At 66.8% G+C, this 19421-nt stretch carries 17 protein-coding genes; 10 read left to right on the top strand and 7 right to left on the bottom strand.

All coding sequences use genetic code 11. The annotated features are described in order from the left end of the window. Positions 1 to 194 precede the first annotated feature (194 nt). Both ACJ7C5_RS07285 and ACJ7C5_RS07290 read right to left on the bottom strand, forming a co-directional pair. Positions 195 to 2138 (bottom strand): MacB family efflux pump subunit, encoded by a 1944-nt coding sequence (locus tag ACJ7C5_RS07285; protein WP_412703493.1) that lies wholly within the window; start codon positions 2136 to 2138, stop codon positions 195 to 197. Positions 2139 to 2140: 2 nt separating this feature from the next. After that, the gene (locus tag ACJ7C5_RS07290; RefSeq protein WP_412703494.1) at positions 2141 to 3322 is read right to left on the bottom strand and encodes an efflux RND transporter periplasmic adaptor subunit; all 1182 of its coding nucleotides are present in this window, start codon (positions 3320 to 3322) and stop codon (positions 2141 to 2143) included. A gap of 236 nt (positions 3323 to 3558) precedes the next feature. Between ACJ7C5_RS07290 and ACJ7C5_RS07295 the strand changes: the two genes are divergently transcribed. From ACJ7C5_RS07295 to ACJ7C5_RS07310, 4 genes are all read left to right on the top strand, one after another. Further along, positions 3559 to 4125 (top strand): hypothetical protein, encoded by a 567-nt coding sequence (locus ACJ7C5_RS07295; RefSeq protein ID WP_412703495.1) that lies wholly within the window; start codon positions 3559 to 3561, stop codon positions 4123 to 4125. Further along, complete coding sequence (locus tag ACJ7C5_RS07300) at positions 4122 to 4895, top strand: response regulator (protein WP_412703496.1); 774 nt, start codon at positions 4122 to 4124, stop codon at positions 4893 to 4895. Before ACJ7C5_RS07295 ends, ACJ7C5_RS07300 begins: the two co-directional genes overlap by 4 nt. A gap of 3 nt (positions 4896 to 4898) precedes the next feature. Beyond that, positions 4899 to 5975, top strand: coding sequence for an ATP-binding protein (locus ACJ7C5_RS07305; protein ID WP_094001605.1), 1077 nt, complete (start codon positions 4899 to 4901; stop codon positions 5973 to 5975). Between the two features lie 189 nt (positions 5976 to 6164). Continuing rightward, positions 6165 to 7091, top strand: coding sequence for an ABC transporter six-transmembrane domain-containing protein (locus ACJ7C5_RS07310; protein WP_412703497.1), 927 nt, complete (start codon positions 6165 to 6167; stop codon positions 7089 to 7091). Positions 7092 to 7351: 260 nt separating this feature from the next. On the opposite strand, the gene ACJ7C5_RS07315 is transcribed toward ACJ7C5_RS07310, so the two are convergent. Further along, positions 7352 to 8035, bottom strand: coding sequence for a TetR/AcrR family transcriptional regulator (locus tag ACJ7C5_RS07315; protein WP_412703498.1), 684 nt, complete (start codon positions 8033 to 8035; stop codon positions 7352 to 7354). A 100-nt stretch (positions 8036 to 8135) separates the two neighbouring features. Between ACJ7C5_RS07315 and ACJ7C5_RS07320 the strand changes: the two genes are divergently transcribed. From ACJ7C5_RS07320 to ACJ7C5_RS07340, 5 genes are all read left to right on the top strand, one after another. Further along, on the top strand, positions 8136 to 8972 hold the full coding sequence (locus ACJ7C5_RS07320; protein ID WP_412703499.1) for a siderophore-interacting protein: 837 nt from the start codon (positions 8136 to 8138) through the stop codon (positions 8970 to 8972). Positions 8973 to 9167: 195 nt separating this feature from the next. Then, entirely contained in the window at positions 9168 to 11345 is a 2178-nt protein-coding gene (locus tag ACJ7C5_RS07325) for a TonB-dependent receptor (protein WP_412703500.1), read from the top strand. Between the two features lie 52 nt (positions 11346 to 11397). Next, positions 11398 to 11697 carry a DUF3649 domain-containing protein gene (locus ACJ7C5_RS07330; RefSeq protein WP_132810201.1) on the top strand — a complete coding sequence of 100 codons (300 nt, stop codon included), beginning with the start codon at positions 11398 to 11400 and terminating at the stop codon, positions 11695 to 11697. Then, complete coding sequence (locus tag ACJ7C5_RS07335; RefSeq protein ID WP_412703501.1) at positions 11694 to 13304, top strand: PepSY-associated TM helix domain-containing protein; 1611 nt, start codon at positions 11694 to 11696, stop codon at positions 13302 to 13304. The genes ACJ7C5_RS07330 and ACJ7C5_RS07335 overlap by 4 nt, the downstream gene beginning before the upstream one ends. Beyond that, positions 13301 to 13579, top strand: coding sequence for a DUF3325 domain-containing protein (locus ACJ7C5_RS07340; RefSeq protein WP_412703502.1), 279 nt, complete (start codon positions 13301 to 13303; stop codon positions 13577 to 13579). The genes ACJ7C5_RS07335 and ACJ7C5_RS07340 overlap by 4 nt, the downstream gene beginning before the upstream one ends. Before the next feature lie 157 nt (positions 13580 to 13736). Here ACJ7C5_RS07340 and ACJ7C5_RS07345 read toward each other — a convergent pair whose 3' ends face one another. The 3 genes from ACJ7C5_RS07345 to ACJ7C5_RS07355 all read right to left on the bottom strand — a co-directional run bounded on the left by ACJ7C5_RS07345 (position 13737) and on the right by ACJ7C5_RS07355 (position 16377). Beyond that, positions 13737 to 14393 carry an alanyl-tRNA editing protein gene (locus ACJ7C5_RS07345; protein ID WP_412703503.1) on the bottom strand — a complete coding sequence of 219 codons (657 nt, stop codon included), beginning with the start codon at positions 14391 to 14393 and terminating at the stop codon, positions 13737 to 13739. Positions 14394 to 14604: 211 nt separating this feature from the next. Next, the gene (locus ACJ7C5_RS07350) at positions 14605 to 15693 is read right to left on the bottom strand and encodes a DNA glycosylase AlkZ-like family protein (RefSeq protein WP_094001586.1); all 1089 of its coding nucleotides are present in this window, start codon (positions 15691 to 15693) and stop codon (positions 14605 to 14607) included. A 99-nt stretch (positions 15694 to 15792) separates the two neighbouring features. Next, positions 15793 to 16377 (bottom strand): TetR/AcrR family transcriptional regulator, encoded by a 585-nt coding sequence (locus tag ACJ7C5_RS07355; RefSeq protein WP_094001587.1) that lies wholly within the window; start codon positions 16375 to 16377, stop codon positions 15793 to 15795. Between the two features lie 244 nt (positions 16378 to 16621). Between ACJ7C5_RS07355 and ACJ7C5_RS07360 the strand changes: the two genes are divergently transcribed. Continuing rightward, positions 16622 to 18868: a TonB-dependent receptor gene (locus tag ACJ7C5_RS07360; RefSeq protein WP_412703504.1), complete on the top strand. Its 2247-nt coding sequence runs from the start codon at positions 16622 to 16624 to the stop codon at positions 18866 to 18868. 132 nt (positions 18869 to 19000) lie between these two features. Here the strand turns inward: ACJ7C5_RS07360 and ACJ7C5_RS07365 are convergent, their stop codons facing one another. Further along, entirely contained in the window at positions 19001 to 19357 is a 357-nt protein-coding gene (locus ACJ7C5_RS07365; protein ID WP_412703505.1) for a hypothetical protein, read from the bottom strand. Positions 19358 to 19421: the final 64 nt, after the last annotated feature.

Below are 19421 nucleotides of genomic sequence, written 5' to 3' on the forward strand. Positions count from 1 at the left end.
AATGCTCCTGTAGAGCCGAAGGCAACGGCAGGAGCCGTTGCCAACGTCGCGTGCGACGGCCCGAAGGGTGCCGGTCAGGACGACCGGCATAGCCCATGCTCGGCCTGCTGCGCGCAGCGCAGGATTCATCGTGGTCTGGCCGGAGAGCAGCCGAGCGCAGGCTCGGCTCTACAAGTCCTGCAGCGGGCCTGCGCCTACTCCGCCGCCAGCGCCTGGATCGGGTCGAGCTGTGCGGCACTGCGCGCCGGGAAGTAGCCGAATCCAAGCCCGATCGCAGACGAACATGCCAGCGCGGCGAGCACCGGCCCCGGCGTGAACAGGAACGGCACACCCAGCGACAGCAGGCTGGACAGCGCACTGACCCCGAACGCGAACAGCACGCCCAGCACGCCACCGAACAGGCAGATCAGCACGGCCTCGATCAGGAACTGGCGCAGGATGTCGCCCTGCCGCGCGCCCACCGCCAGGCGCACACCGATCTCGCGCACGCGCTCCTTCACCGAGACCAGCATGATGTTCATCACCCCCACCCCGCCAACCACCAGCGCCACGGCGGCAATGGCGGAGACCAGCGCGGCCATGGTCTGGCTGGACTTCATCACCGCCTTGCGGATCTGGTCGGCGTTGTAGATGAAGAAGTCACGACGGCCATGCAACCGCTCCAGCTCGGCACCCAGCGAGGCTTCGGCGGCGTTGGTGGGCACGTTGTCGCGCACACGCACCGTGATGCTCTCCAGGCGCTCGCTGCCCAGCAGCCGCGAGGCCGCCGAGGTATACGGCACGTAGACCGTCGGGGTTGCACCGCCCGCGAACGCATTGGCCCCGACCACACCGATCACCTCCACCGGCATGCCGCCCAGCAGCACCGTACTGCCGATCGGGTTGCCAGTGAACAATGCCTTGGCCGCCTTCTGGTCGACCACGCCTACCGCACGATGCGCATCCACTTCAGCATCGGTGAAGAAGCGCCCAGCCTTCAGCCGCAGCCCGCGCACACGCGGCAGGTCCGCGCCCACGCCCAGCACCTGGGTGTTGGCACGGCGGCTGCCCTGCAGTGCTGCCACCGAACCGGTCAGATTGGGGCTGACGCTGTCCACGTAGTTCAGCGCGGCCAGATGGTCCGCATCGCCCACCACCAGCGTTTCGATCTCCGCCGAGCGCGGGTCACCGAAATCGGCGCCCGGGAAGATCTCCAGCGTGCTGGCGCCCAGTTCGTTGATCTGTGATTCGACCTGCGCCTGTGCACCCTTGCCCAGCGCAACCACAGTCACCACGGCCGCTACGCCGATGATGATGCCGAGCATGGTCAGCAACGTGCGCAGGCGATGGGCCAGCATCGAGCGCACGGCCATGCGTGCGGCTTCGCGAACCGCGTCCATGCGTGCGCGGCGCTCGGTGACCGGCGACGCGCCGCGTTCGGTCCCGGGAGTTTCAGCCGCAGCACGCGATCCCCGCTCGCCGCGGTCGGCCACCACCCGGCCGTCGGCGATCTCGATCACCCGCGCCGCGTTGGCGGCGATCGCTGCATCGTGCGTCACCAGGATCACCGTGTGGCCCTGTGCATGCAGGCGCTTCAGCTCGGCCATCACCTGCTGGCCACTGGCGTGATCCAGCGCGCCGGTCGGTTCATCGGCCAGCACGATCGCGCCGCCGTTCATCAGCGAACGGGCAATGGACACGCGCTGCTGCTGGCCGCCGGACAGCTGGCTCGGCCGATTCGCCATGCGTTCGCCCAGCCCCAGTGTTTCCAGCAGCGTGCGTGCGCGCGCATTACGCGTCTCTGCGTCCACGCCCGCATAGACCGCCGGCAGCGCCACGTTCTCGGTGGCACTCAGGTTCTCCATCAGGTTGTAGCGCTGGAAGATGAAACCGAAATGCTCACGGCGAAGGCGTGCCAGCGCGTCCGGCGCCATCTGCTCGGTGGCCTCGCCATTCACGCGATAGCTGCCCTCGGTCGGCCGGTCCAGGCAACCAAGGATGTTCATCAGCGTGGACTTGCCCGAGCCCGAGGGGCCAATGATGGCGATGAACTCGCCGGCATCGATGCGCAGCGAAACGTCCTTCAGCACCACCACCTCGCCGGCGGCCGAGCGATAGGCGCGCGATACGCCATGCAGTTCAAGCAGTGCGTCGGCCATGCTCACATCCCCAGCAGGCTGGTCGGTTCGGATTCGCCGCCGCTGGGCGCCTGCCCGACCACCACGTTCTCGCCCTCGCGCAGGCCGGACAGGATCTGCACGGCGGTGGCGGTGCGCAGGCCGGTCGTCACCGCACGCTCCTGGGGGCGGCCCTTGGTGTCCACCACGCGCACGGTTCCGCGGCTGCCGTCCTTGCCATCCGAATCGGCCAGCGCCGTCAGTGGCACCTGCAGCGCGTTGGCGACCCGCGCCAGCTGCAGGGTCACTTTCACCGTCATCGACGGTTTCAGCTTCAGCCCCGGATTGGCCACATCGAACAGGCCGGCGTAGTACACCGCCTTCGGCGTCTGCGTCGAACCGCCCGCGTTGCCGGTGGCGATATCGGCAATCGAGGACGGCGCCGGCTCCAGCTGCTGCAGGTTGGAGTCGTAGCGGCGGCCACTCGGCCCCAGTGTCGAAAACCACAGCGGCTGGCCGGGCGCGACCAGTTCCACATCGGCCTCGGCGATCTCGGCGCGCACGGTCATCGTATCCATCTGCGCCAGCATCACGATGGTCGGCGTGGTCTGCATCGAATTCAACGTCTGCCCGGCCTTGGTGACGATGGCCACGATGTGGCCGTCGCTGGGCGACACGATGCGGGTATAGCCCAGGTTGATCCGTGCGGTTTCGACCTGGGTCACCGCCTGGTCGATCTGCGCCTGCAGCGCGGCCACCTCCGAACGGGCCGCATCGCGTGCCACGCGCGCGGCTTCGAAGCCTTCCTGAGACACCAGGCGCGATACCACCAACTGCGACTGGCGCTGGTATGCACGGCTGGCCTGCGCATAGCGGGCCTCGCTGGCGGCATGCTGGGCACGCAACGTATTGGTGGCCGCCTCGGCGCTGCGCAGCGCGATACGCTGCGGCTGCGAATCGACCTCGGCGATCAGATCGCCGGCCTGCACGCGCTGGCCCAGCACCACATGCAGGCGCTTGACCTGCCCGGACACCTGCGCACCCACCGCCACCAGCTCCTTCGGATGGACCCGGCCGACTGCCTGTACGGTCTTCTCCAGATCCGCCACCCTTGCCGGCGCGGTGATCAGCGCGGCATCATCACCGCCGGCAAACGCCCACCATCCAGCGCCGGCGGCCAGCGAGGCCACGGCGGCGGCAATGATCCAGGTCCTGCGGTTGCTCATCGAAACGCCCGGTTGCGTGCAGTCGCCCCATGCGACCGCCGAAACCACAGTCTGGAAGCCACCGATGGACGTTTCTTGGAGCCACTGTGGAGATTGCATGGAGGCGCCGCGGCCGTTCAGGCATCAGCCCCGCGCCTGAACGTGGCAGCCCGCATCCACGCAATCTCGACACAATCTCGACCGAGTCTCCATCAACGGTCGCTAGCCTCGTCGGCCTCGCCGACTGCCAGCCTGCCGTGTCCCCTTCCTACCCAGACCTGCCACCCATCGATGTGCGCCATGCCTACCTTGCGTGGTGTGCGCCTTCGCCGTGGTTGATCGCACTGGTGCTGGCATCGACCAGCACATGGATGTGGGTCGCGCCGTATCCGGTACTGCCATTGCTGGCGGGCTTCGGGGCCGCCGCGCTGGTGGGGTTCCGCAGTGATGGGCCCGGCCGCACCCGCCGCACCGGATCCCTCGCATCGCTGGCACTGATCGGCCTGGCGGTCTGGGCGACTACGCACCCGGCGGCCAACGTCACCCTGAATCTGCTGCTTGCCCTTGCCACCGCCGTGGTCGCCGCCCTGCTGGCAGTGCGCCTGCGCACCATCGTGGGCATGGCCTCGCGGCTGCAGGCCCGGGTGAACGCCACTCCCATGGCTTCGCGCTGGAGCAAGCTGCCGGCGGCGGTGTCCACCCTGATGCTGCAGCAACTGCGCGGCGCGGGTGCGCTGGAACCCAGCCTGCAGCGCACGCTGGTGCTGGCCACCCTGGCCTGGGCTGCCAACGAAGAGGCGCAGGCCATGGAACGCCGACGATGACCCTGCCCCTGATCCCGCCCCTGCCCGCCCTGGCCTCGAACCCGCAGCACGCAATGAAACACGATCTCCGTACCCGACAGCCCCCCTTGGTGCTGATTGCCGAAGATGAAGGCGAAATCGCCGACATCCTCGGCGCCTACCTGGCCCGTTCCGGCCTGCGCAGCGCACGCGCCGCCGACGGCGAGGCGGCGCTCGCCAGCCACCGCCAGCTGCGCCCTGACCTTGTGCTGCTGGACGTGCAGATGCCGAAGATTGACGGCTGGCAGGTGCTGAGCGAGCTGCGCCGGCGCGGCAACACCCCGGTAATCATGCTCACCGCACTCGACCAGGACGTGGACAAGCTCACTGGCCTGCGCGTCGGCGCTGACGACTATGTGGTTAAGCCATTCAATCCGGCCGAGATCGTCGCCCGCATCCAGGCCGTGCTGCGCCGTAGCGCGAAGCCCATTGCAGAAGAACCCAACGGGCTGATCAGGCAGGGGCCGTTCGAGATCGACCTGCGCAGCCATGAGGTCACCGTGCGCACCAATGACCACATGCATGCTTTGAGTTTCACACTCACCGAGTTCCGTCTGCTGGTGCACATGGCGCGCGCCCCGCGCATGGTGCACAGCCGGCTGGATCTGCTCCAGACCTGCCTGCCGGAAGGCGACGCGCAGGAACGCACCGTCGACAGCCATGTCAGCAAGCTGCGCCGCAAGCTGGAGGAAGTCGGCGTGATCGGCATTCCCGCCACCATCCGCGGCGTCGGCTACCGTTTCCTGGACTGAATGATGAATCCCAAAGGCAAGAGCATCGGACGCCAGATCACGCTGTCCATCACGGTGGCCTCGCTGTGTTCGACGGTGCTTTCGATCAGCGGCTTCTACCTGTTCTATTACCTGATGGAGGTGTTCTACCCGCGCTGGTACGACGAGCCGGAAACGATCATGCCGTCCGGACTGGAATGGCTGTGGATCGGCTTGACCGCCACCGTGGTCGTCATCTTCGCCACGCTGGTCGCATCGCGCCTGACCCGGCGCATCATCACGCCGTTGAACTCGGTAGCCGAAAGCCTGCGCCGGGTCGCCAGTGGCGATCTGGAGGCGCGTGCACGCGGTGGTGACACCACGATGGCCGAAGCGGCCACGCTGGTCAGCGACTTCAACTCCATGGCAGAACGGCTGAGCCGAATGTCCGAGAACCGGGTGTTCTGGAACGCCGCAATCGCGCACGAACTGCGCACGCCGATGACCATCCTGCGCGGCCGCCTGCAGGGCATCGCCGAAGGCGTGTTCGAGCCGGGGCCGGAGCAGTTCAACAGCATGCTCACCCAGCTGGAAGGCCTCACCCGCATCATCGAGGACCTGCGCGTAGTCAGCCTTGCCGAGAGCGGACATCTGGATCTGCGCCTGCAGCGCAGCGATGTCAGCGTGCAGGTGGCCGCGGTGGTGGAAGCCATGTCCGAGGCACTGACCGAAAGCGGGTTCTCGGTAACGCTGGATGCGCGTCCGTCGCTGGCCGACTGCGATCCGGCGCGCATCCGCCAGGCAGTGCTGGCGTTGCTGGAGAACGCGCGGCGGCATGCCATTCCATGCCCGCTGCGGGTGCGCGTCACGCTGGGCCAGGGCCATTGCACGGTGGCCGTGGAGGATGGTGGCCCCGGCGTGCCGGACGAGCTGCGTGACAGCATTTTCGAAGCGTTCCAGCGCACCGATGTCTCGCGTTCGCGGCAGAGCGGTGGCTCCGGGCTGGGCCTGGCGGTGGTGCGCGCGATTGCCGTGGCCCATCACGGAACGGCGCTATGCCGGGCCACCGAACGGGGCGGCAGTTCGTTCGAGATCCGTTGGCCGGTGCATGCGCGCCGTTGAGGCGGTAGACACTGCCCTGGTAGCGGCCCACCTTGGTGGGCATTCGCATCGCTGAACGGCGCCGGTTTCTCCACGCAATCTCCATCGTCCCTCCATACCCGCTCCAAAGGGCAGCCGATACTGGGCGTGACCAGGGAGGCGGCAGGTATCCGGCCCCCTGCCCTGTCTCCACTTCGCCCAGGCACCCCAATGAAACACCCGCACGATCCGGCGGCCGCCGCCGGCAGCATCGGCCAGCAGAACGCGGCCGCCACCCTCAAGGCCATCCTGCGCACCTACCCGTGGCAGCTCACCGGCACCTTTTCGCTGGTGGCGCTGGAAAATGCGCTGCTGCTGGCGTATCCGCTGTTTGCCGGCTTCGCGGTGGACGCGATCATCCGCGGCGACATCGGCCACGCCATTTCCTACGCCGGCGTGGTGCTGCTGTTCTGGCTGGTCGGCGCCGCCCGCCGTGCGGTCGATACCCGCACCTTCACCCGAATCTATGCCGACCTGGCGGTGAACGTGGTGCAGGCGCAGCGCAGGCTGGGCCAGGCCACCTCCACCTCGGCCGCGCGCGTTGTTCTGGCCCGTGAGTTCGTCGACTTCTTCGAAAAGCACGTGCCGATCATCGCCACCGCGCTGGTATCGATGTTCGGTGCGGCAGCGATGCTGCTGGCGATCGAACCGCTGGTGGGCGCCGCAAGCCTGGTCACACTGCTGGGCGCGCTGTTGCTTCTGCCGTCGTTCGCACGCCGCAACGAACAGCTGCATGGACGCCTGAACAACCGGCTGGAACATGAGATCCGCCTGGTCGACCGGGTCAGTCCCTCGGTGCTGCGTCGCCACTACACCACGCTGTCGCGGCTGCGCATCCTGCTCTCGGACCGGGAAGCTGGGGCCTTCGTGGTGGTGGGCGCGGCGGCGGCGGTGTTGTTCGCGCTGACCATCGGCCGCCTCGCCACCAGTGAAGGAGTTACACCGGGTCACGTCTACGCGGTGATGACCTATCTGTGGACCTTCGTCGGCAGCCTGGACGATGCACCGTCGATGGTGGATCAGCTGGCGCGCTTGAAGGACATCGGCCGCCGCGTCAGCCCTGGCATGGAAGATGCGGAGCGCAAGGATGCCGCGTGACCGGTAGACGCCCACCTTGGTGGGCAACGATACATCGCGGCGCCAACCAAGGTTGGCGACTGCCTGGGCAACGGTGCCAACCAGGATTGGCGGTTACCTCGCGGAAGGATATCGGCCGCCGCGTCAGCCCGGGCATGGATGATACGGAGCACAAGGATGCCGCGCGACCGGTAGATGCCCACCTTGGTGGGCAACGATGTATCGCGGCGCCAACCAAGGTTGGCGACTACCGGGGCAACGGTGCCAACCAGGATTGGCGGTTACTTCGCGCCTGCCGTGCGCCCGCACATCGCCAATGCACCGATGATCAACGCCTCCATGCTGCGGTCGAACTCGGCTTCCTGTGCCTTCCGATCCAACGGGCGTCGCGTGGTATCTACCACCGCATGCCGCGAGTACACGGTGTCGGCCAACGCAACGGCGTGATAGGCCACGGCGGACAACAGCCACGCCGCCTGCTCCAGCGGCAGGCCATGCACGCGGCTGAATTCGGCATGGTGGCGCTGGATGCGCGCCAGCATCTCCGGTGTCTTCGCGCCGTGGCTGACCAGGAACGGCGCCAGGCCCGGATTCCCGTCCACCAGCCTCCGCAGTGAACGTTGGAACGCACGCAGATCCTCCTCGATGCTGCGCCGGCCAGCGGCATCCAGCTCCGGTGCCTGCCAACGCTCGAAGATCACCTCGGCCACCAGTTCGCGCAGCGCCGCCAGATTCGCCACATGCTTGTACAGCGCGATGTGGCTGACCCCCAGCGCTGCTGCCACGCCCACGAAGCTCAGCCCCGGCAGCGTCATCGCGATGCCAGCGTCGGCGATACGCTCTCGGGTGATGGTGGGCGGTCGCCCACGGGCAGCGTTCTTCTTCGGTGCAGCCATGCTGTTGCGGTTCCTGCGCGGCGCGCTGGCAAGGCCTTCCATGGTGGTCTGCAGCAACGCAATGGTCAACGCGCTGCATTCGCTTCCAGCCAGCCTGGGTTGCGAGGCGATCAATTTAGTTTACTATGATGTAACTAATTCGCATTCGCAGCCTTCTGGATCGTTGTCGATGTCCGCGTCCACCCTTTCCACCACCCCCGCCGGGCCACTGCGCGGCGTAGACCACGACCATGGCCTGCAGGCGCTGTGCGTCCACGTGATTGACGTCACCCAGCCCTGTGCCAGCCTGCTTCGGCTGGTCATACAGTTGCCGCCACAGGCTGAGCTGGCACCCTGGCAGCGCGCCAACACCGCCGTGCGCATCCAGCTCGGCGCCGTGTTCGGCGATGTGTCACGGATCTACACCGTGCGCAGCGTCGACGCGCAGACGCGCCGTTTCACGCTGGACGTGGTGCTGCACGAGGCACCGGGGCCGATGCTGGCCTGGGTGCGTGCGCTGCAGCCCGGCGACGCCTTCGATCTCACTGGTCCGCGACCGCATCTGCAGGTGCCGCATCGTCAGGACAGCGTTGCCCTGCTGTTCGCCGACCAGAGCGCCATCCCGGCACTGTTCGCCTTGCTCCAGCAGTGGCCCAGCGGCCGCCGCGCGCAAGCCTGGATCGCTTCGGATGACCCCTTCCCGGTAGACGAACTGCCCGCCGTCGACGGCGTCTGCATACAGCGCCTGGCCACGGGCGCTACGCCGTTGCTGCAGCAGGCACGCCGTTTGCGCACGGGACCGAACAACACTGTCTGGGCCGCAGGCGAACGCGAAGAGATGCGCACCCTGCGCCGCTACTTCCTCGAAGCATGCGGTCTGTCGCGCGCAGACGTCGCCGTGGCCGGTTACTGGAAACACGGCCAGACCACTACCGAAACCGACCAGCGTCGCCGCCGCAACTACGAGCGCGTGCTGGCACGCGGCGGTGGCCTGCAGGACCTCGACGACCTCGCCGACGATATCTGATCCACCCCGCAGCATCCGCGCCCCGCGCTTCGTTCCACCCAGCCACAGATCGCCCACGCACCTCGCGTGCAGCACTGCCCCAGCGGCAGCGCCGTGCCCTCTGCCAGCCATTCCACAGCCCGCGTCGTCCTGCCCGTGCAGGTCACCGACGGCGCCCTGCTGGCCGATCGCACGACCCATCACACGAGAACTGCCATGTCCCTCCCCCTTCGAGCCCTGTCCCTCCCACGCCGCTCGGCGCTGTCCCTGGCCGCCCGTGCAGCGTTGCTGCCCACCCTGCTGATCGCCACCGCCGCCCATGCCGACGACGCGCCCGACGGTGCGCGCCAGCTGCCCACGGTGAATGTGCGCGCCGACAAGACCGCGCCTACCGATGCTTATGCCGGTGGCCAGGTCGCCCGCGGCAGTGGCGTCGGCCTGCTCGGCGAGCTCGACTTCATGGACACGCCGTTCAATACCACCCGCTACACCGCCGACTTCATCGACAACATCCAGGCGCCGGACCTGGTGCGGGTCATCGCGCTGACCGATCCCAGCGTCTACAACAGCGGCTCCAGCGGCGGCATCACCGATTACTTCAACATCCGTGGCTTCGGTGTCGCCTCGTCGGATATCGGATTCGGCGGACTGTACGGGCTGATCCCCTACTACCGCGTCACCCCCGAACTGGCCGAGAGCATCGAAGTGCTCAAGGGGCCATCGGCACTGCTCAACGGCATGCCGCCGGGCGGTTCAGTGGGTGGCGCGGTGAACCTGGTGCCCAAGCGCGCAGGTGATACACCGTTGACCCGCTTCACGGCCAGCTACAGCAGCGACGCACAGTTCGGCGGCCATCTGGATATCGGCCGCCGCTTCGGCGCGGACAAGCAGTTCGGCGTGCGTCTCAACGCGGTGCATCGCGATGGCGACACCGCCACAGACCACCAGCAGCACAAGACGCAGCTCGCATCGCTGGGTCTGGACTGGCGTGGTGAGCGCTCGCAGGTTTCACTGGACCTGTTCAGCAGCCGTGACCATGTGGATGGCCTCAATCGTGGCGTTTCGCTTGCAGCCGGGCTGGCTGTGCCCCGCCCGCCGAAGGCCAGCACCCTGTTCGCACCGGATTGGACCTTCAGCAACGTCAAGGACTCGGCCGCCGCGCTGCGCTGGTCGTTCGACATCAATGACCACCTGCAGGCGCATGCCAGCTACGGCCACGGCCATACCGATTTCGATTCCATCGCCAGTGCCACCACGCTGATCACCAATACCGCCGGCGATTTCCGCAACAACTTCGCCCACCAGCGTTTCATCTACAGCAAGGACACCGCCGAAGCCGGCCTCTCGGCACGCTTCCGCACCGGCACGGTCGATCACGCGCTGGCGATCAGTGCGGCCTGGTACCAGCACGACCAGAAGTTCGGCTTCAAGCGCAATCTGCTTGCCCGCGACTGGGTGACCAACCTGTACGACCCACAGTGGGGGCCGGCCATCGATCGCAGCTTCAGTGATGCGTCGCTGCCGAAGACCGCGGAAGTGCGTACCACCAGCTTCGGCATCGCTGACACGTTGTCCTTCGTCGATGATCGCGTGCAGCTGACCCTGGGCATCCGTCACCAGACCGTGCTCAGCGACACCTTCGACGGCAGCACCGGCAAGCGCACCGCACGCTACGACGCCAGCGCCAATACCCCGGCCGGTGCACTGCTGTTCAAGGCCAGCGATCGACTGTCGCTGTATGCCAACTACATTGAAGGCCTCAGCCAGGGCAGTACCGCCCCGGCAACCGCCGCCAACGCTGGCGACGTGTTCCCGCCGTTCAAGACCCGCCAGCGTGAGGTCGGTGCCAAGTTCGACTTCGGTCGCCTGGCCAGCGCATTGAGCGTGTACGAGATCGAAAAGCCCAGTTCCTATACCGACCCGGCCACCAATGTGTTCTCGTTCGGCGGCCAGCAGCGCAACCGTGGCGTGGAATGGACCGTGTTCGGCCAGGCCACCGAGCAGCTGCGCGTGCTCGGCGGCATCGGCTGGCTGCAACCGAAGCTGACCCGCACCCAGGGCGGCATCAACGAAGGGCGGCTGGCGACGGCCACACCGCAATGGCAGGGCAAGCTGGGCGTCGAGTGGGACGTACCAACCGTTGCCGGCCTCACCCTCACCGGCAACGCGGTCAGTATGTCCAAGGGCTATATCAACGCCGACAACAGTCAGTGGGTGGCCGGCCGCACCGTGTTCGATCTCGGTGCCCGCTATGCGACGCAGGCGGCTGGCCATCCGCTGGTACTGCGCGCCACCGTGCAGAACCTGACCAACAAGGCGTACTGGGCGGGCAGCCTCGGCTCGGGGTTGGGTACCCCACGCACCGCCCTGCTGTCGGCCACCGTCGATTTCTGATCCTGGTTTCAAGGGCGCCACGCCATTGCGCGTGGTGCCCTGGAGAAGTGCTTTGACCGTTTCCCGTACCGCTTCCGTGCTGACCTGGCTGCCCCTGGTCTCACGCATCGTCGCCGCGTTGTTCGGCGGCTATGTGCTCGCCGCGCTGTGCAGCATCGCCGCGCTGGCGCTGCCCATTGATGGCCGCCAGGCCGTGTTCACCGGCATGCTGGCCAGCTTCCTGCTGTATGCCGGCGCTGTGGTCTGGGTGTTCGCGGTGCGCTCGGCGTGGCGCGCATGGATCGGGCTGATCGTGATCGCCCTGCCGCTGTGGCTGGTCGCGCAAACGGTCAGCCGGGGAGCGGGCGCATGAGCAAGGTCGATCGCACCCCCAAGCTACGCGGCATCCGCCAGACCATGTCCGACCTGCATATCTGGGTCGGCCTGCTCGCAGGCTGGATCCTGTACGCGATGTTCCTCACCGGCACCGCCAGCTATTTCCGCGACGAGCTCTCGCGCTACACACGTCCTGAAATCGCCACGCCCTCCACGTTGCCGGAGGCGGCGATGGTCGCGCAGCGCACGGTCTCCAGCATCATTGCCGAGACACCGGCAGCCAGCCAGATCAACCTGAGCCTGCCAAGTACGCGCATGCCCTGGGTGTCGGCGATGTGGGCCAGCCCGGGTGGACGTGGCCGGCATGGCTTCGACTCGGGCCTGTTCGATGCCAACACCGGCGCGCCGCTGCAGGCACGCGACACCGGCGGCGGCGACTTCTTCTATGCCTTCCATTTCAACCTGCATTACATGCCTGCGATGTGGGGTCGCTGGATCGTCGGCCTGTGCGCGATGTTCATGCTGGTGGCGATCGTCAGCGGCGTGATCACCCACAAGAAAATTTTCGCCGACTTCTTCACCTTCCGCTGGGGCAAGGGCCAGCGCTCGTGGCTGGACGGTCACGCGGCGCTGTCGGTGCTCGGCCTGCCGTTCCACTTCATGATCACCTGGAGCGGCCTGGTGATGCTGGCGGTGTTGTACATGCCGTGGGGCCTGGCCAAGCTGCCGGACAAGCGCCAACAGGCCGAGGTGGTCAGCGAGATGCGCCTGTTCCTGCCACCGCAGAAGGCCGCGGGCCAGCCTGCCCCGCTCACCGACGTCGGCGCACTGGTGCAACAGGCCGAGCAGCGCTGGGGAACCGGATCGGTGGGCAGCGTGCAGGTGCAGAACCCCGGCGACGAGAACGCCCGCGTGGCCGTGGTGCGTGCGCAGTCCAGCCGTGTTTCGACCACCCCGAACTATCTGCTGTTCGATGGCAGCGGCGGGCAACTGCTGCAGGTCAAGGAGCACTCGGGCGTCGCCGCCGATACCCAGGGCGTGCTGTATGGCCTGCACCTGGGGCGCTTTGCCGACGCCGCGCTGCGCTGGCTGTACTTCATCGTCAGCCTGGCCGGCACCGCCATGGTCGGCACCGGGCTGGTGCTGTGGACGGTCAAGCGCCGCGCGCAGCTGCCCGATCCGCAGCGACCCTACTTCGGCTTCAGCCTGGTCGAGCGGCTCAACATCGCCACCGTCGCGGGCCTGTCGGTGGCGATGGCGGCCTATCTGTGGGCGAACCGCCTGCTGCCCGTCACCATGGACGGGCGCGCGGCGTGGGAGGTGCATGTGTTCTTCCTGGCCTGGGCAGCCATGTTCGTGCACGCCACGCTGCGCACACCCAAGCGCGCATGGATCGAACAGTTCCTGCTGGCGGCACTGCTGCTGGCGCTGCTGCCGGTGCTGACCGCAATGACCACGCTGCATCCGCTGTGGCGCACGCTGGCCGCGGGTGATTGGGCGTTCGCAGGGACCGACCTGACCCTGCTGGCATTGGCCGCCCTGCACGCACTGCTGGCCTGGCGCACCTGGCGGCATGCGCCGAAGGTGAAGCGCGCACGGCCGTCTGCCGCATCACGCACTGCGGCACCGGAGGCCAGCGCATGATCCACGTCATTCTGTTCGTGTTGTCGCTGGCCGCGTTCGCCTGCCTGGCACTGGGGATGGAGCGACATCAGCGGGACGTGTTGCGTCGTGTGTTGAACGCGCCGGCAACCCAGCAGCTGCGCGCGGTGGGTTGGGCGCTGCTGGTGTTCAGTACCGTGTTTGCCATGCGCGGGTTGGGCGTGGGTTCTGGTCTGGCCGCGCTGTCCGGTCACACCAGCGTTGCCGCTGGCGTGGTGGTGCTGGCGATGGTGGCGCATGGGCGATGGAATCGGTAGATGCCCACCTTGGTGGGCCCCCATACACCACGGCGCCAACCAAGGTTGGCGGCTACCCGGGCCTTGGGAGCGTTGCTTCGGTAGATGCCCACCTTGGTGGGCGCCGACACTTTGCGATGCCAACCAAGGTTGGCGGCTACCCGGGCAACGTATCGCGCTATGCCGGGAACGGCCGGGCGTCCAGCGTGATCTCGATGCGCTCCACGCCCTTGCCCTGGTTCTTCCGCTTCAGCGAGAGCGTGCCGATCTCCCCGGTACGGCGTGGATGGGTACCGCCACAACCCATCTGCGCGAAGCCTTCCACCTTCCAGAAACGGCGCTGGTTAGCCTCATCGGAAAAGGCGGTGATGATCGGCAGGTCGGCCGCAACCAGGGCTGCGGACTGGGCCTGCAGCGCGTCAAACAACACCGAAATGCTGCCATTCCGTGCGAAATCGATGCGGGCCTTGGCCGGGCCGATATGCGCGCCAACCTTGTCGATGCCCGGCTCCAACGCATACACCAGCTGCAGGATCATCTCCGCCGCGAAATGGTGGCGCATCAGGCCATAGCGGCGCAGACCATCAATCTCGACCGCGACTGCATCGCCTGCGACCAGGTCGTGCCCTTCGGGCAATCGATAGGCAATGTCCAGGCCGTCCTTGCGGGCTTCCAGCACCGGATGCCCCCCGATGAACCCATCGTCGCTCTCCTGGCCCCCGGAGAACGCGAAGAAAATGGTTTCATCCAGCCGGATCTCATCACCCGAGACAGCACTGACCCGCGCCTCATGGCGCAGCCGATAGGGATCGTCCCAGAAAGCCTTGATCGTCATCGTGACCTCCAATCCATGGACGCTAGCACGGTGCAGGCGTACGAACGCGCCGGCTGGAGCGTGAATGCCCATGCGTGATGATCAACATGGCGGCAAACCATCGGCGACTTCAGCTCTGGCAGGTGCCCACCTTGGTGGGCAACGATGGAAGCCAGCGCCAACCAAGGTTGGCGGCTACCGGGAGCGATAGGTACCAATGCGCCGCTCGGCTCTACAGAAAAGCGGCCATGCGCTGCAGTTCGTCTTCCAACGCGCCACGAAACACCTTGTCGCGGGCCAGTGACTTGCCGGCGTAGCCCACGCTGGACACCAATTCACTGTCGCGTACGCTGAGATTGGCCCAGCCCACCACCTGGTCGTGCCACAACATCGGCAACGCGTAGTAGCCGTATTGGCGCTTCGGTGCAGGCGTGTAGGCCTCGAACTTGTAGACCCAGCCCCACAGCAGCTCGAAGCGGCGGCGGTCCCACACCACCGGATCGAACGGGGCCAGTAGGCGTACCTGGTCGTCCGGTACGTGCCGGCGCGAGCGCGGGTTCTCGTCGGCGGGCCAGTACCAGGTGGTGCCCTCCAGCGTGCAGCTGGCCAGTTGTTGCTTGGCTAACGTCAACGCCTGTCGGGTCTGCTCGGCCAGATGTGGTGCGCCATAACCCAGCAGGCGCACCAGATAGGTCAGGCTGGCCGACGGCAGCGGCGCGTATTTGCGCACCACCAGGTCGATCAAGGCGGCGGCGCGTTCGATCTGCGCCTGCTCGCTGGCATCTGCTTCAGCGTGGTCGGCCACCGCGTAGATGCGCGTACCGCTATCGCGCCGTTGTACGCGCAGCAGGCCGCGGTAGTGCATGCCATCCAGCAGGTGCGTGCTGGCATTGCTGGTGCCGCCCCAGTAGTTGGTCACCCGCCCATGCGCGAACGCCTGGTCCACCTCGCGCGGATGCACGCTACCGCGCTCGCGCACGAAGGCCAGCACGTCGGCCGCACGGCGATGGGTCTCGGCGTCCCATTCGCGCCTGGACACGCGCGGGTGCATCAGCGCCAGGTGCTCGCGTGGCAGGAAGCCGTAGTTCACCAGGCAATCTTCTTCCACCGGTAGGCGGGTATAGCGCCGCTCCAGATCACCGGCGCGATAGTCCTTCACCCGGTGGCGCAGGGTCAGGTCCTGCGCACGTGCCGGCGCGCGGATCGGGTCGGCCTGCACGAAGCCCAGACGCCGTATTGCGGTCAGCAGCGTGGTCGGCTTGAACAGGGTGCGCGCCACCGCGTAGCGGCGAAGATCATCGAGAGTAGGCGTGGCAGGCATGGCCGCATTGTATTCTCGACACTACGCGATCCGTCCAGTAGAGCCATGCCTGGCTGGCGTCATGGTGAACGGCCAAGGCCATCCACGCATGGCATGCATCTACCGAAGCCGTGATACCTCCAGCGAACCGATTACCAGCGCCCGCATGCCCTGCTTGAACTCAGTGATCACCTGCCCCTCTTCGTCGTCTGCAATCGCGTAGATCGTGTCGGCGCCGGCGATGCAGTAGAAGGCGATCGTGGCCAGCAGCCAGCGCGCCTTGTCCACCGGGAGGCCAAACACATCGGCCACGTGCGCCTGGTGCGAGGCGATCTTCTCCAGCATCGGCGCGGTCGCCACCGTGCGCCGCAGCAGGTACGGAGGCAGCCCGGGATGTGCCTTCACCACCTCGCACAGTGACTCCACGAACCCCATCAGGTAGGCCTCCAGCCCACCCGGTGCGTCGACCGACGCGCGCGGAATCTGCCAGCGCTGGAACACCGCCTCGGCCACCAGGCGCTTCAACGCCTCCAGGTTGGCCACGCGCTTGTACAGCGCCGCCTGGGTCACCGCCAGTTCGGCGGCCACGTTGGCCATGGTCAGGTTGGGCAGGCCCAGGCGGATGCCGATGTCGGCCAGGCGCTCCGGGGTGATGGTGGGCGGGCGGCCACGGGTCGGCGCCGTTGGATCGGGGTGCGGGCTCATACGGTGTGTGCTCATACCGTGCTGAGGGTGCCAGCAAAGGGACCCTCTTGTCCGCTTCGATTGATTTAGTTTAATTTACTCAACTAATTCGGAATGCGTCCAGCACGCTGCCCGTAGTCGAGCCCATGGCTCACCTCCCGCCAGGTCCCCACCCAGCCAACAACCCTGCGCTGCGCCCTCTCCCCGTGCTTGCCGTCGGCAGCGCGCCAGGCGCGCTCGCGCCTGCGAATCACAGGAACCTGGCATGACCGTGTACGACCTTTCCACCCCGCGGCAGCGTGCAGCTGCTGACGCAACCCGTGTTCTGATGCATCCGCCGGGCATGGCCCGGCGCTACCAGAGCACCCCTAGCCTGTCGCAGGCGCTGTGCATGACCCGGCGCTACCGGGTATCGGCCCTGGCACTGGGGCTGCTGGCCTCGTTTGCCGCGCTGGCCGACTCCGCACCGTCCACCCTGCCTTCGGTGCAGGTGCAGGAACAGCGCCGGGTGACCGGCGACTATGCCGGCGGCCAGGTGGCTTCCGGTAGCCGGGTCGGCCTGCTCGGCGACAAGGACTTCATGGACACGCCCTTCAGTACGGTCAGCTACACCGAAGCCTTCATCCGCGACCGTCAGGCCAAGGACCTCACCGATGTCATCGCCGCCACCGACCCCACGGTGTTCAGCAACGGCGTGACTGGTTCCTGGAGCGAGAACTACGCCATCCGCGGCTTCACCTCCAGCACCAGCGATACCACCTTCAACGGCCTCAGCGGCATGGCGCCCTACTACCGCACCTCGCCGGAGATGTTCGAGCGCATCGAGGTGCTGAAGGGCCCGTCCGCCCTGCTCAACGGCATGCCACCGGGCGGCTCGGTCGGTGGCAGCGTCAACCTGGTGCCCAAGCGTGCGAGCGAGCAACCGTTGCTGCGGGTCAGCGCCAACTTCGCCTCCGATGCACAATTCGGTACCCACGTGGATGTGGGCCACCGGCTGGGCGCCGACAAGCAGTTCGGCATCCGCTTCAACGGCGCGTACCGTGATGGCGACGGCGCAGTCGGCAAGCAAAGCAAGAAAGTACAGCTGGGTTCGCTGGCACTGGACTGGCGCGGCGAGCGCGCCCGCCTGTCCGCCGATCTGTACAGCGCTGACGACCGCGTGGACGGACCTGCCCGTGGCGTTGGCCTGGCACCGGGCGTGGCGATTCCGCGGCCGCCGCGCGGCGATACGTTGATCAACCCGGACTGGGCCTATGTAGACAGCCAGGACAAGGGCGCGATGCTGCGCGGCGAGCTGGACATCAACGAACACCTGATGGCCTACCTGGCCTACGGCACCAGCAAGACCGACTACCGCTACAACGGTTCGATCAGTGCGCAGATCCTCAACCCGGCCGGTGACTTCACTACCGTGATCGGCCAGCTGGCGTTCGACATCAAGAAGCAGTCCGGTGACGCTGGCCTGCGCGGCAGCTTCCGTACCGGCAGCGTCGGCCACCAATGGGCCGCCAACGTGACCCACTACCAGCACACCCAGAACGACTACGGCCGCCGCAGCGTGCCCGGCTGGGACTGGACCACCAACCTGTACAAGCCGGTGTGGGGTCCTGCGGCACCGTTCGTGGCACCGCACATTTCGCATACCGAGCTGAAGCTGGACAGCCTCGGTTTCGCCGACACCCTCGCCTTCGCCGATGACCGCGTGCAGTTGACGCTGGGCGTGCGCCGCCAGCAGGTGGTCAGTGAGACCTTCAATGTTGCCAGCGGTGCACGCACCTCGCGCTACGACGAGAGCGCCACCACGCCGGCCGCCGCCCTGCTGGTGAAGGCCACCGATAAGCTTTCGATCTACACCAACTACATCGAAGGCCTCAGCCAAGGCGCCACCGCGCCGATGACCGCTGCCAATGCCGGTGATGTGTTCGCACCGTTCCGCACCAAACAGAAGGAGCTGGGCCTGAAACTGGACCTCGGCAGCTTCGCGCACACCTTCAGCGTGTACGAGATCAAGCGCCCGAGCAGCTACACCGATCCGGTCACGAATATCTTCTCGTTTGGTGGCGAACAACGAAACCGCGGTGTGGAATGGGGCTTCTTCGGTGCCCCGCTGGATGGCGTGCGTTTGCTGGGTGGCGTGGCCTACGTGCAACCAAAGCTGACCCGCACGGCAGGCGGCGTGAATGAGGGACGCATCGCCACCGCCGTAGCGCAACGGCAGGCCAAGCTGGGTGTGGAATGGGATGTGCCGACCTTGCAGGGCCTCACCCTGACCGGCAATGCCACGGCAATGTCGAAGCAGTACATCAGTGCCGACAACAGCCTGTCTGTGCCGGGGCGCACGTTGTTCGATGTGGGGGCGCGCTACAGCACCACCGTGGCGGGTCGACCGCTTGCGCTGCGGGCCAGCGTGAACAACGTGACCAACAAGGCGTACTGGGGCATGCCGTTGCTTTCCAGCCTCGCATTGGGTGCACCGAGGACGGTGTTGTTGTCGGCCACGATGGATTTCTGAGCACGCGTGGAACCTCTGTAGAGCCGAGCCATGCTCGGCTCCGTTCGCCCACTGAGCCGAGCATAGGCTCGGCTCTACAGGTCGTCAGGCATTCCGCGGAGGGCATACACGCATGGCGTGGATCTACTCGTGTCATTCCGGATGCAGGCGATAGATGGCATGACTGGTCAATGCCAGCGCGGCCAGCTTCAACCCTTCCATCACGCGGTCGCCGACGTAGTGTTCCGGGCCGCCATTCTGGCGGGCGCGTTCTGCCGCCAGCAGGATTTCCTGCACGATGCGCAGTCCGGCCAGCGCACCATCGGCATCGGCCAATGCCATGCATCGGCCCGGCACTTGATGGCGCTCGGGCCAGGGCTGGCCGTCAGAAGCCGCGCCCAGCCCGATGCGATGCAGCAGGGCCGTCAGGTTGTTGGGATCGGGCGGGATGTCGTGCCCTTCATCGGCATTGGCCGGGGCGCGCTGATGGGGGAACTCCGATGCGTTCATGGCAGGTCTCCGTGCAAGGCATGCGGGACCACCGCCCTTAACAAAGGCGGCGGACGGTGCGTGG

This window comes from Nocardiopsis yanglingensis, assembly GCF_045809185.1.
Taxonomy (GTDB): domain Bacteria; phylum Pseudomonadota; class Gammaproteobacteria; order Xanthomonadales; family Xanthomonadaceae; genus Stenotrophomonas; species Stenotrophomonas yanglingensis.